The 26490-nt window shown below is 55.8% G+C and carries 37 protein-coding genes; 5 read left to right on the top strand and 32 right to left on the bottom strand.

All coding sequences use genetic code 11. From position 1 onward, the window contains the following. Nucleotides 1-54: 54 nt before the first annotated feature. Nucleotides 55-852 (bottom strand): AraC family transcriptional regulator, encoded by a 798-nt coding sequence (locus ACA056_RS25700; RefSeq protein ID WP_497273600.1) that lies wholly within the window; start codon nt 850-852, stop codon nt 55-57. A 108-nt stretch (nt 853-960) separates the two neighbouring features. Between ACA056_RS25700 and ACA056_RS25705 the strand changes: the two genes are divergently transcribed. The 4 genes from ACA056_RS25705 (at nt 961) to ACA056_RS25720 (ending at nt 5690) form a co-directional block, all read left to right on the top strand. After that, complete coding sequence (locus ACA056_RS25705; protein WP_497268706.1) at nt 961-1743, top strand: crotonase/enoyl-CoA hydratase family protein; 783 nt, start codon at nt 961-963, stop codon at nt 1741-1743. A gap of 78 nt (nt 1744-1821) precedes the next feature. Continuing rightward, nucleotides 1822-2781 carry a diiron oxygenase gene (locus tag ACA056_RS25710; RefSeq protein ID WP_497268708.1) on the top strand — a complete coding sequence of 320 codons (960 nt, stop codon included), beginning with the start codon at nt 1822-1824 and terminating at the stop codon, nt 2779-2781. Between the two features lie 47 nt (nt 2782-2828). Next, nucleotides 2829-4736, top strand: a complete 1908-nt coding sequence (gene asnB, locus ACA056_RS25715; protein ID WP_497268710.1) for an asparagine synthase (glutamine-hydrolyzing) — start codon at nt 2829-2831, stop codon at nt 4734-4736. 54 nt (nt 4737-4790) lie between these two features. After that, complete coding sequence (locus ACA056_RS25720; protein ID WP_497268712.1) at nt 4791-5690, top strand: EamA family transporter; 900 nt, start codon at nt 4791-4793, stop codon at nt 5688-5690. A 151-nt stretch (nt 5691-5841) separates the two neighbouring features. On the opposite strand, the gene ACA056_RS25725 is transcribed toward ACA056_RS25720, so the two are convergent. Together ACA056_RS25725 and ACA056_RS25730 are read right to left on the bottom strand one after the other, a co-directional pair. Continuing rightward, entirely contained in the window at nt 5842-6372 is a 531-nt protein-coding gene (locus tag ACA056_RS25725) for a single-stranded DNA-binding protein (RefSeq protein ID WP_008145505.1), read from the bottom strand. 9 nt (nt 6373-6381) lie between these two features. Next, nucleotides 6382-7779, bottom strand: a complete 1398-nt coding sequence (locus ACA056_RS25730; protein ID WP_415771747.1) for an MFS transporter — start codon at nt 7777-7779, stop codon at nt 6382-6384. A gap of 191 nt (nt 7780-7970) precedes the next feature. Here ACA056_RS25730 and uvrA point away from each other — a divergent pair, with 191 nt between their 5' ends. Beyond that, nucleotides 7971-10805 carry an excinuclease ABC subunit UvrA gene (gene uvrA / locus ACA056_RS25735; RefSeq protein ID WP_497268714.1) on the top strand — a complete coding sequence of 945 codons (2835 nt, stop codon included), beginning with the start codon at nt 7971-7973 and terminating at the stop codon, nt 10803-10805. A 65-nt stretch (nt 10806-10870) separates the two neighbouring features. Here uvrA and bfr read toward each other — a convergent pair whose 3' ends face one another. The 29 genes from bfr to rplC all read right to left on the bottom strand — a co-directional run bounded on the left by bfr (nt 10871) and on the right by rplC (nt 26460). Next, nucleotides 10871-11335 (bottom strand): bacterioferritin, encoded by a 465-nt coding sequence (gene bfr / locus ACA056_RS25740; RefSeq protein WP_497268716.1) that lies wholly within the window; start codon nt 11333-11335, stop codon nt 10871-10873. A 149-nt stretch (nt 11336-11484) separates the two neighbouring features. Continuing rightward, nucleotides 11485-12939, bottom strand: coding sequence for a catalase (locus ACA056_RS25745; protein ID WP_497268718.1), 1455 nt, complete (start codon nt 12937-12939; stop codon nt 11485-11487). A 209-nt stretch (nt 12940-13148) separates the two neighbouring features. Continuing rightward, complete coding sequence (gene rplQ, locus ACA056_RS25750; RefSeq protein ID WP_008145500.1) at nt 13149-13535, bottom strand: 50S ribosomal protein L17; 387 nt, start codon at nt 13533-13535, stop codon at nt 13149-13151. 42 nt (nt 13536-13577) lie between these two features. Further along, entirely contained in the window at nt 13578-14579 is a 1002-nt protein-coding gene (locus tag ACA056_RS25755) for a DNA-directed RNA polymerase subunit alpha (RefSeq protein ID WP_003186012.1), read from the bottom strand. A gap of 22 nt (nt 14580-14601) precedes the next feature. Next, the gene (gene rpsD, locus ACA056_RS25760) at nt 14602-15222 is read right to left on the bottom strand and encodes a 30S ribosomal protein S4 (RefSeq protein ID WP_003210056.1); all 621 of its coding nucleotides are present in this window, start codon (nt 15220-15222) and stop codon (nt 14602-14604) included. An 18-nt stretch (nt 15223-15240) separates the two neighbouring features. After that, on the bottom strand, nt 15241-15630 hold the full coding sequence (gene rpsK / locus ACA056_RS25765; protein WP_002555466.1) for a 30S ribosomal protein S11: 390 nt from the start codon (nt 15628-15630) through the stop codon (nt 15241-15243). 30 nt (nt 15631-15660) lie between these two features. After that, nucleotides 15661-16017 (bottom strand): 30S ribosomal protein S13, encoded by a 357-nt coding sequence (rpsM, locus tag ACA056_RS25770; RefSeq protein WP_003186020.1) that lies wholly within the window; start codon nt 16015-16017, stop codon nt 15661-15663. 130 nt (nt 16018-16147) lie between these two features. Beyond that, complete coding sequence (gene rpmJ, locus ACA056_RS25775; RefSeq protein WP_002555468.1) at nt 16148-16264, bottom strand: 50S ribosomal protein L36; 117 nt, start codon at nt 16262-16264, stop codon at nt 16148-16150. Nucleotides 16265-16291: 27 nt separating this feature from the next. Next, nucleotides 16292-17620 (bottom strand): preprotein translocase subunit SecY, encoded by a 1329-nt coding sequence (gene secY, locus ACA056_RS25780; protein ID WP_007896784.1) that lies wholly within the window; start codon nt 17618-17620, stop codon nt 16292-16294. After that, entirely contained in the window at nt 17621-18058 is a 438-nt protein-coding gene (gene rplO, locus ACA056_RS25785; protein ID WP_007896782.1) for a 50S ribosomal protein L15, read from the bottom strand. Nucleotides 18059-18061: 3 nt separating this feature from the next. Beyond that, nucleotides 18062-18238, bottom strand: coding sequence for a 50S ribosomal protein L30 (gene rpmD, locus ACA056_RS25790; RefSeq protein ID WP_003186033.1), 177 nt, complete (start codon nt 18236-18238; stop codon nt 18062-18064). Between the two features lie 2 nt (nt 18239-18240). After that, nucleotides 18241-18741, bottom strand: a complete 501-nt coding sequence (gene rpsE / locus ACA056_RS25795; RefSeq protein WP_003186035.1) for a 30S ribosomal protein S5 — start codon at nt 18739-18741, stop codon at nt 18241-18243. Nucleotides 18742-18744: 3 nt separating this feature from the next. Further along, the gene (gene rplR / locus ACA056_RS25800; protein ID WP_003186037.1) at nt 18745-19095 is read right to left on the bottom strand and encodes a 50S ribosomal protein L18; all 351 of its coding nucleotides are present in this window, start codon (nt 19093-19095) and stop codon (nt 18745-18747) included. Between the two features lie 10 nt (nt 19096-19105). Further along, nucleotides 19106-19639: a 50S ribosomal protein L6 gene (gene rplF / locus ACA056_RS25805; protein WP_003176412.1), complete on the bottom strand. Its 534-nt coding sequence runs from the start codon at nt 19637-19639 to the stop codon at nt 19106-19108. Between the two features lie 12 nt (nt 19640-19651). After that, nucleotides 19652-20044, bottom strand: coding sequence for a 30S ribosomal protein S8 (rpsH, locus tag ACA056_RS25810; protein ID WP_003186040.1), 393 nt, complete (start codon nt 20042-20044; stop codon nt 19652-19654). 209 nt (nt 20045-20253) lie between these two features. Continuing rightward, nucleotides 20254-20559 carry a 30S ribosomal protein S14 gene (gene rpsN / locus ACA056_RS25815; protein WP_003176414.1) on the bottom strand — a complete coding sequence of 102 codons (306 nt, stop codon included), beginning with the start codon at nt 20557-20559 and terminating at the stop codon, nt 20254-20256. Nucleotides 20560-20572: 13 nt separating this feature from the next. After that, nucleotides 20573-21112 (bottom strand): 50S ribosomal protein L5, encoded by a 540-nt coding sequence (rplE, locus tag ACA056_RS25820; RefSeq protein ID WP_003176415.1) that lies wholly within the window; start codon nt 21110-21112, stop codon nt 20573-20575. Nucleotides 21113-21132: 20 nt separating this feature from the next. Further along, nucleotides 21133-21447 (bottom strand): 50S ribosomal protein L24, encoded by a 315-nt coding sequence (gene rplX / locus ACA056_RS25825; RefSeq protein ID WP_033059465.1) that lies wholly within the window; start codon nt 21445-21447, stop codon nt 21133-21135. An 11-nt stretch (nt 21448-21458) separates the two neighbouring features. Beyond that, nucleotides 21459-21827 carry a 50S ribosomal protein L14 gene (rplN, locus tag ACA056_RS25830; RefSeq protein WP_002555479.1) on the bottom strand — a complete coding sequence of 123 codons (369 nt, stop codon included), beginning with the start codon at nt 21825-21827 and terminating at the stop codon, nt 21459-21461. A 23-nt stretch (nt 21828-21850) separates the two neighbouring features. Continuing rightward, nucleotides 21851-22117, bottom strand: coding sequence for a 30S ribosomal protein S17 (gene rpsQ, locus ACA056_RS25835; RefSeq protein ID WP_003176419.1), 267 nt, complete (start codon nt 22115-22117; stop codon nt 21851-21853). Between the two features lie 2 nt (nt 22118-22119). Next, nucleotides 22120-22311: a 50S ribosomal protein L29 gene (gene rpmC / locus ACA056_RS25840; protein WP_002555481.1), complete on the bottom strand. Its 192-nt coding sequence runs from the start codon at nt 22309-22311 to the stop codon at nt 22120-22122. Then, entirely contained in the window at nt 22311-22724 is a 414-nt protein-coding gene (gene rplP / locus ACA056_RS25845) for a 50S ribosomal protein L16 (protein WP_282379294.1), read from the bottom strand. The genes rpmC and rplP overlap by 1 nt, the downstream gene beginning before the upstream one ends. Before the next feature lie 12 nt (nt 22725-22736). After that, a complete protein-coding gene (gene rpsC / locus ACA056_RS25850; RefSeq protein ID WP_003176422.1) occupies nt 22737-23423 on the bottom strand; it encodes a 30S ribosomal protein S3 in 687 nt (228 codons plus the stop codon). 13 nt (nt 23424-23436) lie between these two features. Continuing rightward, nucleotides 23437-23769, bottom strand: a complete 333-nt coding sequence (gene rplV, locus ACA056_RS25855; RefSeq protein ID WP_003103908.1) for a 50S ribosomal protein L22 — start codon at nt 23767-23769, stop codon at nt 23437-23439. A 13-nt stretch (nt 23770-23782) separates the two neighbouring features. Then, nucleotides 23783-24058 carry a 30S ribosomal protein S19 gene (gene rpsS, locus ACA056_RS25860; RefSeq protein ID WP_002555486.1) on the bottom strand — a complete coding sequence of 92 codons (276 nt, stop codon included), beginning with the start codon at nt 24056-24058 and terminating at the stop codon, nt 23783-23785. A gap of 16 nt (nt 24059-24074) precedes the next feature. Further along, nucleotides 24075-24899 carry a 50S ribosomal protein L2 gene (gene rplB, locus ACA056_RS25865; protein WP_032884535.1) on the bottom strand — a complete coding sequence of 275 codons (825 nt, stop codon included), beginning with the start codon at nt 24897-24899 and terminating at the stop codon, nt 24075-24077. Nucleotides 24900-24913: 14 nt separating this feature from the next. Further along, on the bottom strand, nt 24914-25213 hold the full coding sequence (rplW, locus tag ACA056_RS25870; RefSeq protein WP_002555488.1) for a 50S ribosomal protein L23: 300 nt from the start codon (nt 25211-25213) through the stop codon (nt 24914-24916). Next, the gene (rplD, locus tag ACA056_RS25875) at nt 25210-25812 is read right to left on the bottom strand and encodes a 50S ribosomal protein L4 (RefSeq protein ID WP_007896707.1); all 603 of its coding nucleotides are present in this window, start codon (nt 25810-25812) and stop codon (nt 25210-25212) included. Before rplD ends, rplW begins: the two co-directional genes overlap by 4 nt. 12 nt (nt 25813-25824) lie before the next feature. Further along, nucleotides 25825-26460: a 50S ribosomal protein L3 gene (rplC, locus tag ACA056_RS25880; protein ID WP_003186059.1), complete on the bottom strand. Its 636-nt coding sequence runs from the start codon at nt 26458-26460 to the stop codon at nt 25825-25827. Nucleotides 26461-26490 lie beyond the last annotated feature (30 nt).

Consider the following 26490-nt stretch of genomic DNA (forward strand, 5'->3'; position numbering starts at 1 on the left):
GAGCGGCGCACCGAACTTACGGAGCGCCGGTCCTTTTGGCCCGCTGTCAATCGCTCAGAACAGCGAGGCCCCTTTTGATTTGGCCAGATACCGAGCCGGCGAATCCCCCAGGTTGCGGCGAAACACCGACGTGAATGCACTGGAGCTGCTATAGCCCAACTCAATCGCCACCTCGGTAATGGATGAGCCATGGCTCAGCCGTGCAGTCGCCTCAAGCAGGCAGACTTGCTGGCGCCAGGCAACAAAGCTCATACCGATGCTTTCGCGGAAATTGCGGGTAAATGTTCGTCGGCTCATGCTCGACCAGTCGGCCATCTCACTGATGGAAATTCTCTGGGTCGGGGCATCGAGGAATCGATGACAGGAGCGCGCCAGACGGGGTTCCGTGGGGATGGGGGCACTGAGCGGAAGCGCGGGCATGGCGCCAATCTCATCGACCAGCAGCGTCAACACGCACTGATTACGCACCGTCGGCGGTTGCTCCGGCCCGATCGCCAGCGCCGCCCCGAGCAGATGCCTGAGCAGCGGCGACACCCCGAACACCTGACATTGATCAGGCAAGCCCGCGCGTTTGGCGGCCGCATCATCCAGATAAGTATTGAGCATCGTGACATCACCGCGCATGTGCATCTCATGGGAGACCCCAGCGGGCACCCACAGTGCACGTTGCGGTGGAACGACCCAGTTGCCCAGGTCGGTAAACATCTTCATCGCCCCGGTGGAGGCATAAGCGAACTGGCCGCGCCGGTGGGTATGCCGCGCAAAAACAGTCCCGGAAGGGTACTCGCGCAAAGTCACCACAGCATCAGGGCTGTCGGATTCGAAAGGTTCAGATGTAAAAAATGATGTCATGGCCCGATTTTGGCAAAAAATGGCCTGACAGAGCAAGCAGGCCATTTGCCCCCACCCTAGAATCAACTCTCCCAAAGTTGGGGCTATTCGAAGGGATATTCGGAAAAAATGAGCACAAAGTACTTGGACGTCAGAGTAGAAGGCTCTGTTTTGCTGGTGGGCCTCAATCGCCCGCAAAAGCGCAACGCCATGTCGCTGGATGTCATGCACGAACTGCGCGAGACCTTCTCCAACATTCCTGACGGCGTCGGTGCAGCAGTGCTTTACAGCACTGGCGAGCACTTCTGCACGGGCCTGGACTTATCGGAAATCAGGGATCAATCCGTCATCGATAACGTGCATGCCTTCCGGGAATGGCATGCAACGTTCGATCTGATTCAGTTTGGCAAAGTACCGGTGGTTGCTGCCATCTCCGGCGCCGCGATTGGCGGCGGACTGGAAATCGCCACTGCCTGTAGCCTGCGTGTAATCGACGACAGCGCTTTCTTTTCGCTCCCCGAGGCGATGCGTGGCCTTTACGTGGGGGTCGGCGCATCGGTGCGATTCCCGAGAATTGCCGGTATCACGCTGATGACCGACATGATGCTTACCGGGCGCACGTTATACGCCCAGGAAAGCTACGACCGAGGCATTGCCCAGTACCTGGTGCCAAACGGTCAAGTGCTGATTAAGGCGATCGAGTTGGCACAAAAGATTAGCGGCAACCTGCCAATGACCAACTACGCCGTCACTCACGTCTTGCCAAGGATTGTTGATCAGAGCCAGCAGGATGGTCTCATCACTGAAGCCCTGATTGCCGCCGTGGTGTCATCGGATGCCCGTACGCAGGATCGCCTGGCTGACTATCTCGATCGTAAAAACAACAAGATCCAGACCGCCCCCGCACTGTAATCCCCGGACGTGACAGTTGCCGACGATTCGGCAAGCCCATGGATGGCCATAAAACTACAACAGTAAACCGGTGAAACGATGTTTCAGCATAGTACTCAAGATGATCTATACCGAAGCAATGACAGCTCCGATGAAAGGCTGATCAAGATAGAACGCAGCTGGCACAAACGCGCGCAAATAAAACTCGACTCCCAGCGCCCGGAAATCCAGCTTGATCTTAATGCACCGGACTTTCTGGAAACACTGCTGCCTTTTTCCGATGACCCCAACTACCAGCACTACCCGGCAAAGTTGAAGTTACTCATCCTGTCTGCCGGATGGGTTATTTACAACCAGAAAACCATTGCCATTGAAACAGAGATCATCTGTCCGTCCTGCATCGACCTGCTCCATCTTGGCTCGCGCCTGAGTTATGCAAGCGCCGCGACGATTTCTGAAACGCTGGCAGACGAAGCTTTTCATACGCTGTTCTCAATCAACATGTGCGAGTTGGCCATTACCCAGCGCGGCATGAGTATTCAATGGCCCGAACTCGAGCTGACGCGGCACTTGAGCCAAGCGCAGACGACAATGTCCGAGACCGACTTCAAGGTCTATCGCCTGGCGTTTTCGCTGGTCTCCGAAACGTTCATCAGCGATTACCTTGCCGAACTCAGCGATGCGACGCAGATACAGCCGGTGTTCCGCCACGCAGTGGCCTTGCACAAAAAAGACGAACTGGTGCACAAACACATATTCCCCCTGTTTGTGCAGCCCATAGTCGACGACTTTTCACCGCAACAGAAAACGTTGTTTACCCGCGGCATCGCCAACTCCATCCGGATCTTCCCGATGCGGGAGATTTCCGCCTGGCGAATCATTCTTCCGCAACTTCTTGAACTGTTCGGCGATCACTCACTGTTATTACCGACTCAGTTCATCGAGACCGGCGAAGCGGACTATTCCGCCATGCCCGGCATCCTGAGTTCAATCGGTATTCATCCGACAACCGAACTCACCGGTGCGGGCGTCACTGCCGAGCTGACCACAACCGTTTAAGAGTCATCGCGCTATTAACGGACTACAAAATCAATAGAGTAATTTTTATGTGTGGATACATTGGCGTCTTCTCCAAACAACCTCGTGCGTTCAATCCAAACATGTTTGATGCCGCCCTGCACGCGATACATCATCGTGGGCCGGACAGTTCCAGCCAGTGGTTCGATCCGCAAGGTCAAGCGGCCTTCGGTTATGTGCGTTTAGGCTTGGTCGGGCTGGGAAACGGCACTCAGCCCATCGTCGCCGACGAAGGCGACCTGGTGATGATGGTCAACGGGGAATTTTACGACTACCAACGCATTCGCAAAGAACTGGAAGGCTTTGGCTGCCGCTTCAAAACGTCCTCGGACAGCGAAATTGCCATGCACCTGTACCGCCGGCACGGTGTGCGCGGCCTCAAGCAATTACGCGGTGAATTCACCATTCTGATCTTCGATCGCCTGCGCAAGATGCTGTTTGCCGTGCGCGATCGTGTCGGCGTAAAACCGCTGTATTACACCGAGCACGAAGGCGCGTGGTATTTCGCGTCCGAAGTGAAGGCATTGCTCGCGGCGGGTGTTCCTGCGCAATGGGATCATGAAGCCTACGCCAATCGGGGTTTCATCTTGCGAGACCGTACGGTCTTCAAGAACATCCGCAGCGTCAAACCTGGCTGCTGGATCATCGCCGACGGCAGCGGTCTGCAGACCGAGCAGTATTGGGATTGGGACTTCCCAACGTCCGAAACCGCAGGCAACCACGCGTCTGAAGCCGAGATGATCGATTCGCTGCGTAGCACCATTGAAGAATCGGTGCGCCTGCGTCTGCACGCGGATGTTCCGGTGGGCGTGTGCCTGAGCGGAGGCCTGGACTCATCCGCCATGCTCGGAATCGCCACTGAACTGACTGGCAAACCACTGGAAGCGTTTCACCTGTCATTCGAAGGCGAAAAAGCCTACGACGAGCGCCAGTATGCAGAGATTGCAGCACTGCATAACCGCGCCAACCTGAACGTGTTGTCGGTTGATTCGTCTGACATGGCGGACAATTTCGAAAATGCCCTCTGGCATGCCGAGATGCCGTTCGCCAACGCCCACAGCGTGGCGAAGTACCTGCTCTGCAAGTTTGTTCAGAAGCAGGGGATGCGGGCAGTACTGACCGGTGAAGGCGCCGATGAAGTGTTCGGCGGTTACCCGCACTATCGCCGTGACATGGTGCTGTACAACCACGAGCATCAAGATCCCGCTGTCATCGCCGAGCTGACCAAGCGTCTGCGCGGTAGCGAAAACCGCTACCTGCCCGGCAGTACCAGTGGCGTCGACTGGGTTCACAACGAACTCGGCCATGGCGTGTCCTGGCTGGAAACCCAGGCAGCGTTGTTTGGTCCTCTCGCGCAACTGTACAGCGATGATTTCCGTGAACGTTTCTGTGACGTGGATGCCTATCGCCAGTTCTATGACCGCCTGAGCCCAAGGGCCCTGAACGGCTGGGAGCCAGTTAACCGTTCGCTGTACATGGTCGCCAAATCGAGCCTGCCAAACGTTGTACTGACCTCCCTGGGCGACCGAATGGAAATGGCCGGTAGTCTGGAAGGACGACCTCCCCTGCTCGATCACCAGGTCATTGAAGCGGCTTGCCGCCTCCCGGTGTCGATGAAAGTTCGTGGGGCCACCGAAAAGTACGCCTTGCGCGAGGCCATGCGGCCTTATGTTCCACAAGCGGTTTATGACCGCAAGAAACAATACTTTCGCGCGCCGCCAGCGTCCGAAAGCCCGCAGTCGAAGCTGTACGAAATGATCCACGATGTTTTGAGCGGGCCGGCACTCAGCCAGGTTCCGTTCTTCGATCCGGTCAAGGTTCGTGGATTGCTGGCCAAACTCCCTTCGCTGTCTCCCGCGCAACGTGCATCGGCGGACAACTTACTGATGGAAATCGCCGGGCTTTGCCTGATGCAAAAGCGGTTCGCATTGAACTGATTTGAATGCGGCATACCGTTGCTTCGGTGTGCCGCTTAATGTGAGGCGAGGTATATGCAGAAAAAACATTTGGCGCTCGCAGTACTGGTCACCCTGGTGTGGGGCGTGAACTTCCCTATCACAAAACTGGGGTTACGCTCGATCGATCCCTTTGTATTAACGGGAATACGTTTCGCACTGGCCGCCCTGCCACTGGTGTTCTTCATAAAACGCCCCTCAGTTAAATTCAGCTATGTCGCCGCCTATGGCTTCATCTTCGGGCTGGGTATGTGGGGTGTCATTAACTACGGAATTCAGGTGGGTGTCAGCCCAGGTATTGCGTCATTGATCATCCAGCTCAGTGTGTTCTTCACCATGGGTTGGGGGGCGTTACTGTTCAAGGAGAAAATTCGTGGGGCACAACTGCTCGGCGCGTTACTGGCGCTGGTCGGGCTAGCCGGAATTGTTTCCACCCAACAAGGAGAGCACGCCATTTTGGGGGTGATGCTGATTGTGCTCAGTGCCGTGGCCTGGAGTGTCGGCAATGTCATCATCAAGAAGTCCGGGGTGAAGGAAATCTTTTCGTTCATGGTCTGGGCCAGCCTGTTTCCACCCATCCCCCTGTTCCTTGTCGCCTGGTTCATGCATGGCGCAGCGCCCTTCCAGGGCTTGCAAGACAGTCTCGACCTGACTGCGATGCTGTCCATCATTTTCCAGGTTTACCTGGCTACGCACTTTGCCTATTGGGGCTGGAACTCGCTGCTCAAGTTGTACCCGGTTTCAACCGTGGCGCCGCTGTCATTGCTGATCCCGGTATTCGGTATCGCAAGCTCGATGCTGATTATCGGCGAACATATTTCGACCCCCAACTTGATCTCGATTGCGATCATTATTGCCGGGCTGGCAGTCGGTCTCTATCGCAAACCGGTCGGGACACTCAATATCGTGACAAAGGCGGGGCTCAGACCGGACTGACTCGATATGCCATAAACGAAAATTGGCTCGCAACCGTGAGGTTTGCGGGCTGTCTTATGGTGTAGATCCGCATTGTGTTTAGCGGCCATACAAAAAGGCCCATAGCATCTATAGCTACAGGCCTATTGTTTACACTTTGAAAAAGTATCCGCTAGAACGGAATATCGTCATCAAAGCTGTCGAAATCCGGTGCCGGCTGTGGAGCAGCCTGCTGTGGAGCCGGAGCCTGGCGCGACTGTTGCGGCGCTGCCGACTGCTGCGGACGCGGAGCCTGTTGGCGTGGGGCTGGGGCGGACTGCTGGTAGTTATTGCCCCCGCCTTGTTGGTCGCCCTGCTGTGGACGGCCGCCCAGCAGTTGCATGGTGCCTTGCATGTCGACCACGATTTCAGTGGTGTAACGCTTGATACCGTCTTTTTCCCACTCGCGGGTCTGCAGCTTGCCTTCGATGTAGACCTGCGAACCTTTACGCAGGTATTCGCCGGCGATCTCGGCAACTTTGCCGAACATCGACACACGGTGCCATTCGGTCTTCTCGACTTTCTGACCGGTTTGCTTGTCGGTCCACTGTTCGCTGGTCGCCAGACTCAGGTTGGTCACGGCGTTACCGTTAGGCAAGTAGCGAACTTCGGGATCCTGGCCGCAAGTGCCGACCAATATGACTTTGTTAACCCCACGGGCCATAACGTTCTCCTAGGCTACGCACGCTGCCCCGGCCGGGTTGTTCACCAGGCGCTCAAGGGTGGTGCGATCCAATAGTTCTGTGTCCAATTTGATGTAAATCGCCGCTTCATCTTCGACGATCACTGCATCTGTTACCCCTACGACGGCCTTCAGGCGCTCGACCAGACCCGCTTCGCGGATCGCCTCGGGCGACAACGGCAAGCGCAGGCTCGTCACGTAGGGAGGTTCGCGCATGGTAACAGCAAAGGCCAGCCAGAGGGCAGCCAGACCGGCGCATCCAAGGAACACAACCGACAGACCGCCATGCTGGAACAACCAGCCACCGAGGATGCCGCCCAGTGCCGAACCGAGGAACTGGCTGGTGGAATAAACCCCCATCGCCGTGCCCTTGCCGCCTGCCGGTGAAACCTTGCTGATCAGCGATGGTAGAGAAGCTTCCAGCAAGTTGAACGCGGTAAAGAACACCACCGTCCCGATCACCAAAGCTCGCAAGCTATCGCCGAACTGCCAGAAGAATAGCTCAGTGAGCATCAGCGTCGCGACGGCACCGAGTAAAACTCGTTTCATTTTGCGTTTCTTCTCGCCGTAGATAATGAACGGGATCATGGCGAAGAAGGAAATCAGCAGCGCGGTCAGGTACACCCACCAGTGCTGCTCTTTGGGCAACCCGGCTTTTTCGACCAGCGCCAAAGGCAACGCAACGAAGCTCGACATCAACATCGCGTGCAACACAAAAATGCCCAGGTCCAGACGCAGCAGGTCCGGGTGCTTGAGCGTCGGTATCAGCGCCTGGCGCGCAACACCGGACTCGCGGTGCTGCAACGGCCCGGTCGAGCGCGGCACCATGAACATCACGATCACGATGCCGAACAGCGCCATGCCGCCCGTGGCGAGGAACAATCCGGACAGGCCGAAGGCGCGGGTCAGCAACGGTCCTACAACCATCGCGACAGCGAACGACAGACCGATCGTCATGCCGATCATCGCCATGGCTTTGGTCCGATGCTGTTCGCGGGTCAGGTCTGACAGTAACGCCATCACTGCCGCGGAAATCGCCCCGGCACCTTGCAGGATTCGTCCGGCGATCACGCCCCAGATCGAGTCGGCATTGGCCGCCAGTACGCTACCGAGAGCGAAAACGATCAGCCCCAGATAAATCACCGGACGGCGACCGATCCGGTCGGAAATGAAGCCAAAAGGAATTTGGAAAATCGCCTGGGTCAGGCCGTAAGCGCCAATCGCCAGCCCGATGAGGGCCGGGGTCGCTCCCGCCAGGTCCATCCCATAGGTCGCCAGTACCGGCAACACCATGAACATGCCAAGCATACGGAAGGCGAACACCAGGGCCAGACCGCTTGCTGCGCGGGTCTCACTGCCACTCATGCGTTCGCTGTGGGGATCGTGCATGGAAAAACCTCATGTGAACCGGCGGCGATTCTACCAGTCCCATCGATTGACGGGGTATATCGCGACGCTTTGACGCGCTCTGCTGACAGACTCTTCATGTAAGGCTGCAACCCGCTCATTCGATAGTGTGCATCCATCCAGTATTTGGCCGTATACTCCTACGTTTTCGACGCCCGCCGAGCGAGGCCACTTTGGACAAGATCCTGATTCGTGGGGCCCGAACCCACAACCTGAAGAACATCGACCTGACCCTGCCACGGGACAAACTGATCGTCATCACCGGCCTGTCCGGATCCGGCAAATCGTCCCTGGCGTTTGACACGCTGTATGCCGAAGGCCAACGCCGCTACGTCGAATCGCTGTCGGCCTACGCGCGGCAATTTTTGTCGATGATGGAAAAGCCTGACGTCGACACCATCGAAGGTCTGTCGCCAGCCATTTCCATCGAGCAGAAATCGACCTCGCACAACCCGCGTTCGACGGTCGGCACCATCACCGAAATCTACGATTACCTGCGCCTGCTTTACGCTCGCGTGGGTATTCCGCGCTGCCCGGATCACGACATTCCGCTGGAAGCCCAGACCGTCAGCCAGATGGTCGACCTTGTCCTCGCCCAACCGGAGGGCAGCAAACTGATGCTGCTGGCCCCGGTGATCCGCGAGCGTAAAGGCGAACACCTCTCGGTCTTCGAGGAACTGCGTGCCCAAGGCTTTGTGCGAGCCCGGGTCAACGGCAGGCTCTGCGAGCTGGACGAGTTGCCGAAGCTGGACAAGCAGAAGAAGCACTCGATCGATGTGGTGGTCGACCGCTTCAAGGTGCGCTCCGATCTGCAACAGCGCCTGGCCGAGTCGTTCGAGACCGCGCTGAAGCTGGCGGACGGCATCGCCCTGGTAGCGCCGATGGACGATGAGCCCGGCGAAGAAATCATCTTCTCCGCGCGCTTCGCCTGCCCGATTTGCGGTCATGCCATCAGCGAGCTGGAACCCAAGCTGTTCTCCTTCAACAACCCGGCTGGCGCTTGCCCGACTTGCGATGGTCTGGGGGTGAAGCAGTTCTTCGACATCAAGCGATTGGTCAATGGCGAACTGACGCTCGCGGAAGGCGCGATTCGTGGCTGGGACCGGCGCAACGTCTATTACTTCCAGATGCTCGGCTCGTTGGCTTCGCACTACAAGTTCAGCCTGGAAGTGCCGTTCAACGAACTGACGGCCGATCAGCAGAAGTTCATCTTGCACGGCAGCGGTTCGCAGAACGTCGACTTCAAATACCTGAACGACCGTGGCGACATCGTCAAACGTTCGCACCCGTTCGAAGGCATCGTGCCGAATCTGGAACGTCGCTACCGTGAAACCGAGTCGGCTTCTGTGCGTGAAGAGCTGGCCAAGTTCCTCAGCACTCAACCTTGCCCGGATTGCCGTGGTACTCGCCTGCGTCGTGAGGCGCGGCATGTGTGGGTGGGCGAGAAGACGCTGCCGGCGGTGACCAATCTGCCAATTGGCGATGCCTGTGAATATTTCGGCGTGCTGAAACTTACTGGCCGTCGCGGTGAAATTGCCGACAAGATTCTCAAGGAAATTCGCGAGCGACTGCAGTTCCTGGTCAACGTTGGCCTGGACTATTTGTCGCTGGATCGCAGTGCCGACACGTTATCCGGTGGTGAAGCGCAGCGTATCCGTCTGGCCAGCCAGATTGGTGCCGGCCTGGTTGGCGTTCTGTACATCCTCGACGAACCGTCAATTGGTTTGCACCAGCGGGACAACGATCGGCTGCTGGGCACACTCAAGCACCTGCGGGATATCGGCAATACGGTGATCGTGGTCGAGCACGACGAAGATGCGATTCGCCTGGCTGACTACGTGGTGGATATCGGTCCGGGCGCAGGTGTACACGGCGGACACATTGTCGCCGAAGGTACGCCGGCCGAAGTCATGGCTCATCCAGATTCGCTGACCGGCAAATACTTGTCGGGCCGGGTGAAGATTGCAGTCCCAGCCAAACGCACGCCGCGTAACAAGAAGTTGTCGCTGTCCCTCAAAGGCGCCCGTGGCAACAACTTGCGCGATGTCGACCTGGACATTCCAATCGGCCTGCTGACCTGTGTAACCGGCGTGTCCGGCTCGGGCAAGTCGACGCTGATCAACAACACCCTGTTCCCGCTTAGCGCTACGGCATTGAACGGTGCGACGACGCTCGAAGCGGCCGCTCACGACAGCATCAAAGGTCTGGAGCATCTGGATAAGGTTGTCGACATCGACCAGAGCCCGATCGGTCGAACGCCACGCTCCAACCCGGCGACCTACACTGGGTTGTTCACACCGATTCGCGAACTGTTCGCCGGTGTGCCGGAGTCCCGCTCCCGCGGTTATGGTCCTGGACGCTTCTCCTTCAACGTGAAGGGCGGACGTTGCGAAGCTTGTCAGGGCGATGGCCTGATCAAGGTGGAAATGCACTTCCTGCCGGACATCTATGTCCCCTGCGACGTCTGCAAGAGCAAGCGCTACAACCGCGAAACCCTGGAGATCAAGTACAAGGGCAAGAGCATCCACGAAACCCTCGAGATGACGATCGAGGAAGCGCGGGTGTTCTTCGATGCGGTTCCGGCGCTGGCGCGCAAGCTTCAGACGCTGATGGATGTCGGCCTGTCTTACATCAAGCTCGGGCAGTCAGCGACCACGCTGTCGGGTGGTGAAGCCCAGCGGGTGAAGCTGTCCCGTGAACTGTCCAAACGCGATACCGGCAAGACGCTGTATATCCTCGATGAGCCGACGACCGGCCTGCACTTCGCGGATATTCAGCAGCTGCTCGACGTTTTGCATCGATTGCGCGACCACGGCAACACTGTGGTGGTGATCGAACACAACCTTGATGTAATCAAAACAGCCGACTGGTTGGTGGACCTCGGGCCGGAAGGCGGCTCCAAGGGCGGACAGATCATTGCCGTCGGTACGCCGGAAGAAGTGTCAGAGATGAAGCAATCCCACACTGGCTTCTACCTCAAGCCGCTACTGGCTCGCGACAAGGCCTGAATCAGGCCCACGAAAAAGCCCCTGTCACTTCATCGGTGACAGGGGCTTTTTTGTATCCGGTGGAATCAGGCGTGCGATTGCAGGTAATTTTCCAGACCGATCAACTTGATCAGACCCATCTGCTTTTCAAGCCAGTAGGTGTGGTCTTCTTCGGTGTCATGCAATTGAACCCGCAGCATCTCGCGACTGACATAGTCCTTGTGCTGTTCGCAGAGCTTTATGCCCTTGCAGAGCGCGGCGCGGACTTTGTATTCAAGTCGCAGGTCAGCGGCGAGCATGTCAGGCACTGTGGTGCCGACGTCCAGGTCGTCCGGACGCATGCGCGGCGTGCCTTCAAGCATGAGGATCCGGCGCATCAGGGCGTCAGCGTGCTGCGCCTCTTCTTCCATCTCGTGGTTGATACGTTCGTAGAGCTTGGTGAAACCCCAGTCCTCATACATCCGCGAATGGACGAAATATTGATCACGCGCCGCCAGTTCGCCGGTCAGCAACGTGTTGAGGTAATCGATTACGTCTGGGTGGCCTTGCATCGCCCTACATCTCCCTGCTTGAAAGTCTGTAGTTTGAACCAAGCAGACTGTTTGGTCACTCTGCTTGCGCGATAAAAGCGAAGATATTCTGAGAAAAGTGGTTTAAATAACGCAAAAACCGCCCAAATGAGGGCGGTTATGCTTCTCGTTTAGACTTCGTTAAGCTGTACACCCAACGCCGTTGCGATTGCTTCTCCGTACGCCGGGTCAGCTCTGAAGAAGTGCTGCAGTTGACGATCAACCACGTCACCGGAAACTCCCGACATGGCGCCTGCAATGTTGTTGACCAGCAAGGTTTTCTGCTCATCATTCATCAGGCGGAACAGTGCACCGGCGTGGCTGTAGTAGTCAGTATCTTCGCGATGATCGTAACGATCAGCTGCACCACTCAGCGCCAGCGCTGGCTCTGCATAGCGAGGCGCTTGTTTCGGCGATTCTATGTAGCTGTTCGGCTCGTAGTTAGGTGTCGCACCGCCATTGCTGCCAAACGCCATCGAACCGTCGCGCTGATAGCTGTTTACCGGGCTGCGAGGCGCGTTCACCGGCAATTGCTGGTGGTTGGTGCCAATGCGGTAGCGGTGAGCATCTGCGTAAGCGAACACTCGACCTTGCAGCATGCGGTCAGGCGACAAACCGACACCCGGGACCATGTTGCTTGGCCCGAACGCCGCTTGCTCGACTTCAGCAAAATAGTTCTGCGGGTTGCGGTTAAGCTCCAACTCGCCCACTTCGATCAGCGGAAACTCTTTCTGCGACCAGGTTTTGGTCACGTCAAACGGGTTCTCGTAGTGCGCTGCGGCCTGAGCCTCGGTCATGATCTGGATGCACACGCGCCATTTCGGAAAATCACCGCGCTCGATCGCGCCGAACAGATCACGCTGTGCGTAATCCGGATCGGTACCGGCCAGGCGTGCTGCTTCTGCTGGCGCCAGGTTTTTGATCCCTTGCTTGGTCTTGTAGTGCCATTTCACCCAGTGACGCTCGCCATTGGCGTTGATCAGGCTGTAGGTGTGGCTGCCGAAGCCGTGCATGTGACGGTAGCCATCAGGGATGCCGCGGTCCGAGAACAGAATGGTGACCTGGTGCAACGCCTCAGGCGAATGCGACCAGAAGTCCCACATCATTTGCGCGCTTTTCAGATTGCTTTGTGGCAGACGTTTTTGGGTGTGAATAAAGTCCGGGAATTTCAAAGGATCGCGGATGAAGAACACTGGCGTGTTGTTGCCGACGATGTCCCAGTTACCTTCTTCGGTGTAGAACTTCAGGGCGAAACCACGTGGATCGCGCTCGGTATCAGCAGAACCGCGCTCGCCACCCACGGTGGAAAACCGCAGGAAGGTTGGAGTTTGCTTGCCGACAGACTCAAACAGCTTGGCGCTGGTGTACTCAGTGATGTCACGCGTCACGGTGAACGTACCGTAAGCACCCGAGCCTTTGGCGTGCACACGGCGCTCAGGGATGTTTTCACGGTTGAAGTGGGCAAGCTTCTCGATCAGGTGAAAGTCGTCGAGCAGCAGCGGGCCACGAGGGCCGGCGGAACGCGAATTCTGGTTATCAGCGACAGGAGCGCCACTGGCGGTGGTAAGTGTTTTATTTTGGCTCATGCGATGTCTTCCTCTGTCAGTCTTTCCTACTGCCGGCTAATCGGCTGAGAGGGAGTATTGACGATCAGCATGACACCATCAAATTCATTAAATTGTGAGAATCGATAGATAAATACTAATGAAGCTGTATCGCCCAAGCCTCTCGATACTTTTCGAACGCGCACAAAAAACCGGGCACTAGGCCCGGTTCTTCGTTTCAGACTGACGTCTTACTCAGCGGATACAGCTTCACCACCGGCAGGACGATCAACCAACTCGACGTACGCCATAGGCGCGTTGTCGCCAGTGCGGAAACCGCACTTGAGGATGCGCAGGTAGCCACCCTCACGGGTAGCGTAACGCTTGCCCAGGTCGTTGAAGAGCTTACCAACGATTGCTTTCGAACGAGTACGGTCGAAAGCCAGACGGCGGTTAGCCAGGCTGTCTGTCTTGGCCAAAGTGATCAGCGGCTCAGCAACGCGACGCAGTTCTTTAGCTTTCGGCAGTGTAGTTTTGATCAGCTCGTGCTCGAACAGCGACACTGCCATGTTTTGAAACATGGCCTTGCGGTGCGAGCTAGTGCGGCTCAGGTGACGACCACTTTTACGATGACGCATGGTTCATTCCTTACCAAACACAACGTTCGGTGATTACGACGATCAGGCAGTCGCCTTGTCGTCCTTCTTAAGACTTGCAGGCGGCCAGTTGTCGAGGCGCATGCCGAGGGACAGACCGCGGGAGGCCAGAACGTCCTTGATTTCAGTCAAGGATTTCTTGCCAAGGTTCGGAGTCTTCAACAGCTCTACTTCGGTACGCTGAATCAGGTCACCGATGTAGTAGATGTTTTCCGCCTTAAGGCAGTTAGCCGAACGTACAGTCAGTTCCAGATCGTCAACCGGGCGAAGCAGGATCGGATCGATCTCGTCTTCCTGCTCGACAACCACTGGCTCACTGTCACCTTTGAGGTCGACGAACGCAGCCAACTGCTGTTGCAGAATGGTTGCAGCGCGGCGAATTGCCTCTTCAGGATCCAGAGTACCGTTGGTTTCCAGATCAATAACCAGCTTGTCCAGGTTAGTACGCTGTTCGACACGGGCGTTTTCCACCACGTATGCGATACGGCGAACCGGGCTGAACGAAGAGTCAAGCTGCAAGCGACCGATGCTGCGGCTTTCGTCTTCATCGCTCTGACGCGAGTCTGCCGGTTCATAACCACGACCACGAGCTACGGTGAGCTTCATGTTCAGGGCGCCGTTAGACGCCAGGTTAGCGATTACGTGATCGGGGTTAACGATCTCGACATCATGATCCAGCTGAATATCGGCAGCGGTAACCACCCCCGAACCCTTCTTCGACAAGGTCAGCGTAACTTCGTCACGGCCGTGCAGCTTGATAGCCAGACCTTTAAGGTTCAACAGGATTTCAATTACGTCTTCCTGTACACCTTCGATGGCGCTGTACTCATGGAGCACACCGTCAATCTCGGCCTCGACCACTGCGCAGCCGGGCATTGAGGACAACAGGATGCGGCGCAGCGCGTTGCCCAGGGTGTGGCCAAAACCACGCTCGAGAGGCTCGAGAGTGATCTTGGCGCGGGTTGGACTGACAACCTGCACATCAATATGGCGGGGTGTCAGGAACTCATTTACCGAAATCTGCATGGATGCACCTATTTTCTAGCCCTTACTTGGAGTAGAGCTCGACAATCAGGCTTTCGTTGATGTCGGCGGACAGATCACTGCGAGCTGGAACGTTCTTGAAAACGCCCGACTTCTTCTCAGTGTCTACTTCTACCCATTCTACGCGGCCACGTTGGGCACACAGATCGAGAGCTTGGACAATGCGAAGTTGGTTCTTTGCTTTCTCGCGAATCGCGACCACGTCACCAGCACGAACCTGGTACGACGGCACGTTTACGGTCTGACCGTTAACGCTTACGGATTTGTGCGATACCAGCTGACGGGATTCGGCACGAGTAGAGCCAAAACCCATACGGTATACAACGTTGTCCAGACGGCATTCGAGCAGTTGCAACAGGTTTTCGCCAGTTGCACCTTTCTTGCCAGCAGCTTCTTTGTAGTAGCCGCTGAATTGACGCTCGAGAACGCCGTAGATACGACGGACCTTCTGCTTTTCACGCAGTTGGGTGCCGTAATCGGACTGGCGACCGCGGCGTTGGCCGTGGATACCAGGTGCTGCTTCAATGTTGCACTTCGATTCGATCGCGCGCACGCCGCTCTTCAAGAAGAGATCGGTGCCTTCGCGACGAGCGAGTTTGCATTTTGGACCAATGTAACGAGCCATTCTTTACAATCTCCTGGATTACACGCGGCGCTTCTTCGGCGGACGGCACCCGTTGTGCGGGATTGGCGTCACGTCGGTGATGCTGGCGATCTTGTAGCCACAGCCGTTCAAAGCGCGGACTGCAGATTCACGACCTGGACCTGGACCTTTGACGTTAACGTCGAGGTTTTTCAGGCCGTATTCCAGCGCAGCTTGACCAGCACGTTCAGCAGCTACTTGAGCAGCAAACGGCGTGGACTTGCGGGAACCGCGGAAACCCGAACCACCGGAGGTAGCCCAGGAAAGAGCGTTGCCTTGACGGTCGGTGATGGTCACGATTGTGTTGTTAAAAGATGCATGGATGTGGGCGATGCCATCAACCACTGTCTTTTTAACTTTTTTACGAGGACGAGCAGCAGGTTTAGCCATGATTAATTTCCTGTCGATTCGCTGGGGCGATTACTTGCGGATCGGCTTACGCGGACCTTTACGGGTACGCGCGTTAGTCTTGGTACGCTGACCGCGCACTGGAAGACCACGACGATGACGCAGACCGCGATAGCAACCGAGGTCCATCAAACGCTTGATTTTCATGTTGATTTCGCGACGCAGATCACCTTCAGTGGTGAACTTCGCCACTTCGCCACGCAGCTGTTCAATCTGCTCGTCGCTCAGATCTTTGATCTTTGCGGCTGGGTTTACCCCAGTCACTGCACAGATCTTCTGTGCAGTAGTGCGACCAACACCATAGATGTAGGTCAGCGAGATAACAGTATGCTTGTTATCTGGAATGTTAACGCCTGCAATACGGGCCATTCAGTGGGACTCCAATTGACAGCTACCTACGCCCCGGAAGCCAAGAAATAGGGCGCGAGATAATATCGCTGTAATAACAAATAATCAACCCGGTAGCGCACTAGCTACCGGGCTTGAAGCACAATCACACTCAGCCTTGGCGCTGTTTGTGACGCGGTTCCGCGCTGCAAATTACTCGAACAACACCTTCGCGGCGAATAATCTTGCAGTTACGGCACAGCTTTTTCACCGATGCACGAACTTTCATCACCAACTCCTCGAACCTTATGGGTACTCAGCGCAACATGCCGCTGCCGTAACCCTTCAGGTTGGCTTTCTTCATCAGGGATTCGTACTGGTGCGAAACGAGGTGCGATTGTACTTGAGACATGAAGTCCATCACAACCACGACCACGATCAGCAACGAGGTCCCGCCAAGGTAGAACGGAACGTTTGCTGCAACCACCAGAAACTGGGGCAACAGGCACACGGCCGTCATATATAGAGCACCGAACAGGGTCAAACGAGTCAGAACGCCATCAATGTAGCGCGCAGACTGCTCACCTGGACGGATGCCCGGAATAAAGGCACCGGACTTCTTCAGGTTTTCCGCTACGTCTTTCGGATTGAACATCAACGCCGTATAGAAGAAGCAGAAGAAAATAATCCCTGCACTAAACAGCAGAATATTCAACGGCTGACCAGGAGCGATCGACTGCGAGATGTCCTGCAGCCAGCCCATACCTTCAGACTGACCAAACCAGGTACCCAACGAAGCCGGGAACAGCAAAATGCTGCTCGCGAAAATGGCTGGAATAACACCGGCCATGTTCACCTTCAACGGCAAGTGGCTAGTCTGCGCAGCAAAGACCTTGCGGCCCTGCTGACGCTTGGCGTAATGAACAGCAATACGACGCTGACCACGCTCAATGAACACCACGAAACCGATAATCGCTACTGCCAGCAAACCGATGGCAACCAGGGCAAAAATGTTGATATCACCCTGACGCGCAGACTCGAAAGACTGCCCGATCGCTCTCGGAAGACCGGCGACGATACCTGCGAAAATCAACATCGAGATACCGTTGCCAACACCACGCTCAGTAATCTGCTCACCCAGCCACATCATGAACATCGCACCAGCCACAAACGTGGATACCGCGACGAAATGGAAGCCAAAGTCACCAGTGAACGCAACGCCCTGCCCTGCCAGACCAATGGACATGCCAATTGCCTGAACGAGAGCGAGGACGACAGTGCCGTAGCGGGTGTACTGAGCGATCTTGCGACGCCCAGCTTCACCTTCCTTCTTCAACTGTTCCAGCTGCGGGCTGACGGCGGTCATCAGCTGCATGATGATCGATGCCGAAATGTACGGCATGATCCCCAATGCAAAGATGCTCATCCGTTCCAGCGCGCCGCCGGAAAACATGTTGAACAAGCTAAGAATGGTCCCCTCATTCTGTCGAAACAGGTCCGCGAGTCGGTCCGGGTTGATACCTGGAACCGGGATGTGTGCGCCTATTCGGTAGACGATAATCGCCAGGAACAGAAAACGCAGACGAGCCCAGAGTTCAGACATACCGCCTTTGCCGAGCGCAGAGAGAGCACCTTGCTTAGCCATTTATTCCTCGAACTTGCCGCCAGCTGCTTCGATAGCCGCACGCGCACCTTTGGTGGCGCCGATTCCCTTTCCGATGGTGACAGCGCGAGTAACTTCGCCGGACAGCATGATTTTCACACGCTGTACGTTGACGTTGATCACGTTGGCATCTTTCAGGGACTGCACGGTGACGATGTCGCCTTCCACTTTAGCCAGCTCGGACAGACGCACTTCTGCGCGGTCCATGGCTTTCAGGGAAACGAAACCGAACTTCGGCAGGCGACGATGCAGCGGCTGTTGACCGCCTTCAAAGCCTGGAGCAATGGTGCCACCGGAGCGGGAGGACTGACCTTTGTGGCCACGGCCACCGGTCTTGCCCAAACCACTACCGATACCACGGCCCGGACGATGCTTTTCGCGACGGGAACCCGGCGCTGGACTCAGATCATTGAGTTTCATCGATTAACCCTCGACACGCAGCATGTAGTAAGCCTTGTTGATCATCCCGCGATTCTCGGGAGTATCAAGTACTTCTACAGTGTGACCGATGCGACGCAGACCCAGACCCTTAACGCACAGTTTGTGGTTAGGGATGCGGCCGGTCATGCTTTTGATCAGCGTAACTTTAACGGTAGCCATGATCAGAAGATCTCCTTGACGCTTTTGCCACGCTTGGCGGCAATGGATTCAGGAGACTGCATAGCTTTCAAACCTTTGAAAGTGGCGTGAACCACGTTTACCGGGTTAGTCGAGCCGTAGCACTTGGCGAGAACGTTCTGAACGCCAGCAACCTCGAGGACAGCACGCATAGCGCCGCCAGCGATGATACCGGTACCTTCAGAAGCAGGCTGCATGTACACCTTCGAAGCGCCGTGAGCGGACTTCATTGCGTACTGCAGAGTGGTGCCGTTCAGGTCAACTTGGATCATGTTGCGGCGAGCAGCTTCCATTGCCTTCTGGATCGCAGCAGGCACTTCACGCGACTTGCCACGGCCGAAGCCAACACGCCCTTTACCATCACCAACCACGGTCAACGCGGTGAAAGTGAAGATACGGCCGCCTTTAACGGTTTTGGCTACGCGGTTAACTTGAACCAGCTTCTCGATGTAGCCTTCGTCGCGCTTTTGGTCGTTATTTGACATAACTTAGAACTCCAGCCCAGCTTCACGAGCAGCATCAGCCAGCGCCTTGACGCGGCCGTGGTACTTGAAGCCAGAGCGGTCGAAAGCCACCTGCGAGACGCCAGCGGCTTTAGCACGCGTAGCGACCAGCTGGCCAACCTTAGTGGCCGCGTCGATGTTGCCAGTGGCGCCATCACGCAGTTCTTTATCCAAAGTCGAGGCACTTGCCAGGACTTTGTTGCCGTCGGCCGAAATGACCTGGGCGTAGATGTGCTGCGACGAGCGGAACACGCAGAGACGCACGACTTCGAGTTCGTGCATTTTCAGGCGTGCTTTGCGAGCGCGACGCAGTCGAGTAACTTTTTTGTCGGTCATTTGCTATGCCCTACTTCTTCTTGGCTTCTTTACGACGGACGACTTCGTCCGCGTAGCGCACACCTTTGCCTTTGTACGGCTCTGGTGGACGGAAGTCGCGGATCTCGGCGGCCACTTGACCTACCAGCTGCTTATCGATGCCCTTGATCAGGATATCGGTCTGGCTAGGAGTCTCAGCGGTGATGCCTTCCGGCAGTTCATAATCCACTGGGTGCGAGAAGCCAAGAGCCAGGTTCAGCACTGTGCCTTTTGCTTGCGCTTTGTAACCAACACCGACCAGCTGGAGCTTGCGCTCGAAGCCTTGGCTTACGCCTTGGACCATGTTGTTTACCAACGCACGAGTGGTACCAGCCATTGCGCGAGTTTGTTGATCGCCATTGCGAGCAGCGAAACGCAGCTCACCAGCTTCTTCAACGATCTCAACGGACGAATGGATGTTCAGTTCGAGAGTGCCCTTGGCACCCTTCACCGAAAGCTGTTGGCCTGCGAATTTGACTTCGACACCGGCTGGCAGCTTAACGGGGTTCTTAGCGACGCGTGACATGCTTATCCCCCCTTAGAACACAGTGCAAAGAACTTCGCCGCCGACACCGGCAGCGCGCGCAGCACGATCCGTCATCACACCTTTGTTGGTGGAGACGATAGACACACCGAGACCGCCACGAACTTTTGGCAGATCATCGACGGACTTGTACTGACGCAGGCCTGGACGGCTAACGCGCTTCACTTCTTCGATGACCGGACGGCCTTCGAAGTACTTCAGCTCGATGGACAGCAGTGGTTTGATTTCGCTGCTGATCTGATAACCCGCAATGTAACCTTCGTCCTTCAGGACTTTGGCAACAGCTACCTTCAAAGTAGAAGATGGCATGCTTACGACGGACTTTTCAGCCATCTGGGCATTACGGATTCGAGTTAGCATGTCCGCTAACGGGTCCTGCATACTCATGGGCTAGACGCTCCTAATACAAAAAAATTAGCCTTGCGGCTACTACTTGTCGCCGAGCTCATCCATGCGAAAAAAGCACGGGCTCAGGCGAGCCGGGTATTCTAGACACACCCCACAAATGAATCAAGCCCCAATAGGGGCTTGATTCAAGTTCAAGGTCACCGGTGGTCAGGATCTTGCGATCCCGAACACCGAGACTTTGACAGTGCTTACCAGCTGGCTTTAACCAGACCAGGCACGTCACCACGCATTGCAGCTTCACGCAGTTTGTTACGGCCGAGGCCGAACTTGCGGTAAACGCCGTGTGGACGACCGGTCAGGCGGCAGCGGTTACGCATGCGCGAGGCGCTTGCGTCACGTGGCTGCTTCTGCAGAGCTACTGTAGCTTCCCAACGCGCTTCTGGACTTGCGTTCAGATCAACAATGATAGCTTTCAGTGCTGCACGCTTTTTGGCGTACTTGGCAACCGTGAGCTGACGCTTCAGCTCGCGGTTTTTCATGCTCATCTTGGCCATTTTCCTACTCCAATCAGTTGCGGAACGGGAATTTGAAAGCACGCAGCAGCGCGCGACCTTCATCATCGTTCTTGGCAGTGGTGGTCAGGGTAATGTCCAGACCGCGGAGAGCATCGATCTTGTCGTAGTCGATTTCCGGGAAGATGATCTGCTCTTTAACGCCCATGCTGTAGTTACCACGACCATCGAAGGACTTGGCATTCAGGCCGCGGAAGTCGCGGACCCTAGGCAGGGAGATCGACAGCAGACGATCCAGGAATTCGTACATACGCTCACGGCGCAGAGTCACTTTGACGCCGATCGGCCAACCTTCACGGACTTTAAAGCCAGCGATGGATTTCCGAGCGTAGGTCACAACGACTTTCTGGCCGGTGATCTTTTCCAGGTCAGCAACAGCGTGTTCGATGACTTTTTTGTCGCCGACCGCTTCGCCCAGACCCATGTTCAGGGTGATTTTGGTAACGCGCGGAACTTCCATCACGTTCGAAAGCTTAAGTTCTTCCTTAAGTTTCGGTGCGATTTCCTTCCAGTAAATCTCTTTTAGTCGTGCCATGGTCTTCTACCTAGCAGTGTTCAAGCATCAACCGCTTTTTGGGTCGACTTGAAGACACGAATTTTCTTGCCGTCTTCTACTTTGAAACCAACGCGATCAGCCTTGTTGGTTTCGCCGTTGAAAATGGCAACGTTGGAAGCGTGCAGTGGCGCTTCTTTTTCGACGATACCGCCTTGTACGCCCGACGCCGGGTTAGGCTTGGTATGACGCTTGACCAGGTTCAGACCACCAACGACCAGACGGTCGTCAGCGAGAACCTTAAGCACCTTACCGCGCTTACCTTTGTCTTTGCCGGCGATCACGATGATCTCGTCGTCACGACGAATCTTTTGCATGTCGGATCTCCTTACAGCACTTCTGGGGCGAGCGAGACGATTTTCATGAACTTCTCAGTACGAAGTTCACGGGTCACTGGCCCAAAGATACGGGTGCCGATCGGCTCTTGCTTGTTGTTCAGAAGAACAGCAGCGTTGCCATCAAAGCGGATAATGGAGCCATCAGCACGGCGTACGCCGTGACGAGTGCGGACTACAACAGCAGTCATCACTTGGCCTTTTTTCACTTTACCGCGAGGAATTGCTTCCTTGACGGTAACTTTGATGATGTCACCGATACCAGCGTAACGACGATGGGAGCCACCCAGCACCTTGATGCACATAACACGGCGAGCGCCGCTGTTATCGGCCACATCGAGCATGGATTGAGTCTGAATCATATAATTTCTCCGACCCCTAGTCCTTAGACTTCCACAGCGCGTTCGAGAACATCAACCAGCGCCCAAGACTTGGTCTTGGCCAAAGGACGAGTTTCACGAATAGTGACTTTGTCGCCGATGTGGCACTGATTGGTTTCGTCGTGCGCGTGCAGCTTAGTCGAACGCTTAACGTATTTACCGTAGATCGGGTGCTTAACGCGACGCTCGATCAGAACGGTGATGGTTTTGTCCATCTTGTCGCTGACAACACGGCCAGTCAGCGTACGGACAGTTTTTTCGGCTTCAGCCATGATCACTTACCTGCCTGCTGGTTGAGCACAGTCTTCACGCGAGCGATGTCACGTTTAACTTGCGAGAGCAGATGAGACTGCCCCAACTGGCCAGTTGCTTTCTGCATACGCAGATTGAACTGGTCGCGCAGCAGGCCGAGCAGTTGCTCGTTCAGCTGCTGTGCGGATTTTTCACGAAGTTCATTCGCTTTCATCACATCACCGTCCGTTTAACAAAGGAGGTGGCGAGCGGCAGCTTTGCAGCAGCCAGGGCGAAAGCCTCACGCGCCAGCTCTTCAGAAACACCCTCGATTTCATACAGGACTTTGCCTGGCTGAATCTGGGCAACCCAGTACTCCACGTTACCCTTACCTTTACCCATCCGAACTTCGAGTGGCTTTTTGGTTACAGGCTTGTCCGGGAACACACGGATCCAGATCTTGCCGCCACGTTTAACGTGACGGGTCAGAGCACGACGCGCTGACTCAATCTGACGAGCGGTGAGACGACCACGAGCTACAGACTTCAGCGCATATTCGCCGAAGCTGACTTTGCTACCGCGCTGAGCCAAGCCACGGTTGTGGCCAGTCATCTGCTTGCGGAACTTCGTACGCTTTGGTTGCAACATTTGGCGTACCCCTTACTTAGCAGCTTTTTTACGAGGCGCTGGTGCTTGTGGTTTCAGTTCTTCTTGGCGACCACCAATTACTTCGCCTTTGAAGATCCAAACCTTTACACCGATCACACCGTAAGTGGTGTGAGCTTCGTAGTTGGCATAGTCGATGTCGGCACGCAGGGTGTGCAGTGGCACACGACCTTCGCGATACCATTCAGTACGTGCGATTTCAGCACCGCCGAGACGACCGCTCACTTGGATTTTGATGCCTTTGGCACCAATGCGCATGGCGTTCTGAACAGCGCGCTTCATAGCGCGACGGAACATTACGCGACGCTCCAGCTGCTGAGCTACGCTCTGCGCAACCAGCATACCGTCAAGTTCCGGCTTGCGGATCTCTTCGATATTGATGTGCACAGGCACACCCATTTGCTTGGTCAGGTCCTGACGCAGTTTCTCAACATCTTCACCTTTCTTCCCGATAACGATACCAGGACGGGCGGTGTGAATGGTGATACGTGCAGTCTGAGCCGGACGATGGATATCGATACGGCTTACGGACGCGCTTTTTAGTTTGTCTTGGAGATACTCGCGCACCTTCAGATCAGCGAACAAATAGTCCGCATAAGTCCGACCGTCTGCGTACCAGACGGAGGTGTGCTCCTTGACGATTCCCAGGCGAATGCCAATGGGATGTACTTTCTGACCCATCTCTTCGACTCCGTTACTTGTCAGCAACCTTGACAGTGATATGGCAAGACCGCTTGACGATGCGATCAGCACGGCCTTTGGCACGTGGCATGATTCGCTTCAGCGAACGCCCTTCGTTGACGAAAACGGTGCTGACTTTAAGGTCATCAACGTCTGCGCCTTCGTTATGCTCGGCGTTGGCTACGGCCGACTCCAGCACTTTCTTCATGATCTCGGCGGCTTTCTTACTGCTGAAAGCCAACAGGTTGAGCGCTTCGCCCACCTTCTTCCCGCGGATCTGGTCGGCGACCAAGCGGGCTTTCTGGGCGGAGATTCGAGCGCCCGACAACTTAGCGGCTACTTCCATCGTTCCTTACCCCTTAACGCTTGGCTTTCTTGTCTGCCACGTGCCCACGATATGTGCGGGTACCGGCAAACTCGCCCAGTTTGTGGCCGACCATGTCTTCGTTCACGAGAACTGGAACATGTTGACGACCGTTATGCACTGCAATGGTCAAACCGACCATTTGTGGCAGGATCATCGAACGACGCGACCAGGTTTTAACTGGTTTGCGATCGTTCTTTTCCGCCGCCACTTCGATCTTCTTCAGTAGGTGAAGATCAATAAAAGGACCTTTTTTCAGAGAACGTGGCACTGTCGTATCCCTCTATTTACTTGCGACGACGGACGATCATTTTGTCGGTACGCTTATTACCACGAGTCTTCGCGCCCTTAGTCGGGAAGCCCCATGGCGATACCGGATGACGACCACCAGAGGTACGACCTTCACCACCACCATGTGGGTGGTCAACCGGGTTCATGGCAACACCACGAACGGTTGGGCGAACGCCACGCCAGCGTTTGGCACCAGCTTTACCCAGCGAACGCAGGCTGTGCTCGGAGTTCGAGACTTCACCCAGGGTCGCGCGGCATTCAGCCAGCACTTTACGCATCTCACCAGAACGCAGACGCAGGGTCACGTAGACACCTTCACGAGCGATCAGCTGAGCCGAAGCACCAGCGGAACGAGCGATTTGCGCGCCTTTACCTGGCTTCAATTCGATGCCGTGTACGGTGCTACCAACTGGAATGTTACGCAGTTGCAGAGCGTTGCCCGGCTTGATCGGTGCCAGAGCACCTGCGATCAGCTGGTCACCAGCACTCACGCCTTTAGGGGCGATGATGTAGCGACGCTCGCCATCTGCGTACAGCAGCAGAGCGATGTGAGCAGTACGGTTTGGATCGTATTCGATACGCTCGACAGTGGCAGTGATGCCATCTTTGTCATTGCGACGGAAATCGACCAGACGATAATGCTGCTTATGGCCACCACCGATGTGACGAGTGGTAATACGACCATTGTTGTTACGACCACCAGTCTTCGATTTTTTCTCGAGCAGCGGTGCGTGAGGAGCGCCTTTATGCAGCTCCTGGTTGACCACCTTGACCACAAAACGGCGGCCAGGGGAAGTCGGTTTGCATTTAACGATTGCCATGATGCACCCCTTCCTTACTCAGCACTGCTGCTGAAATCGAGATCTTGGCCTGGTTGAAGGGAGATAACTGCCTTCTTCCAGTCATTACGCTTGCCCAGACCGCGAGCAGTGCGCTTGCTCTTACCCAGAACATTCAGGGTAGTAACACGCTCTACTTTCACGCTGAACAGGCTTTCGACGGCCTTCTTGATTTCCAGCTTGGTTGCGTCAGTTGCAACCTTGAAAACGAACTGGCCTTTCTTGTCAGCCAGAACCGTAGCCTTCTCGGAAACGTGCGGGCCAAGCAGAACTTTAAATACGCGTTCCTGGTTCATCCCAGCAGCTCCTCGAATTTCTTCACGGCCGACACGGTGATCAACACCTTGTCGTATGCGATCAGACTAACTGGATCGGAACCTTGCACGTCACGTACATCAACGTGTGGCAGGTTACGAGCAGCCAGGTACAGGTTCTGATCAACCACTTCAGACACGATCAAGACGTCAGTCAGGCCCATGCCGGTCAGTTTGTTCAGCAGATCTTTGGTCTTCGGTGCATCAACAGCGAAGTCCTGAACCACAACCAGACGATCAGTACGCACCAGCTCAGCAAGGATGGAACGCATTGCTGCGCGATACATCTTCTTGTTCAGCTTCTGGGTGTGATCCTGAGGACGAGCTGCGAAAGTGGTACCGCCGCCACGCCAGATTGGGCTACGGATAGTACCGGCACGAGCACGGCCAGTACCTTTCTGACGCCATGGGCGCTTACCGCCACCACGAACGTCGGAACGGGTCTTTTGCTGCTTGCTACCTTGACGGCCGCCGGCCATGTAGGCCACGACTGCTTGGTGAACCAGCGTCTCGTTGAATTCGCCGCCAAATGTCAGTTCGGAAACTTCGATCGCTTGAGCGTCATTTACATTTAATTGCATGTCAGCTTCCCCTTAACCGCGAGCCTTGGCTGCTGGACGTACAACCAAGTTGCCGCCAGTAGCGCCAGGAACAGCGCCCTTGACCAACAACAGATTGCGTTCAGCGTCCACGCGCACTACTTCGAGGGACTGCACGGTCACGCGCTCAGCGCCCATATGACCGGACATTTTTTTGCCCTTGAATACACGACCAGGAGTCTGGCACTGGCCGATAGAGCCTGGAACGCGGTGGGATACGGAGTTACCGTGGGTATTATCTTGCCCGCGGAAATTCCAACGCTTGATCGTACCCTGGAAGCCTTTACCTTTGGACTGACCGGTTACATCAACCAGCTGACCAGCGGCGAAGATTTCAGCGTTGATCAGATCGCCGGCCTGGTACTCGCCTTCTTCAAGACGGAATTCCATTACGGTACGACCAGCGGCAACGTTCGCTTTAGCGAAGTGGCCAGCTTGAGCAGCTGTAACACGCGAAGCACGACGCTCGCCTACAGTGACTTGCACTGCACGATAGCCATCGGTCTCTTCAGTTTTGAACTGGGTGACGCGATTCGGTTCGATCTCAATGACCGTGACCGGAATGGAGACACCTTCTTCGGTGAAAATACGGGTCATACCGCATTTACGACCGACTACACCAATAGTCATGTTGTAAACCTCATGAGTGTACGGGGCTTT

The sequence above is a fragment of the Pseudomonas sp. LBUM1666 genome, from assembly GCF_059695775.1.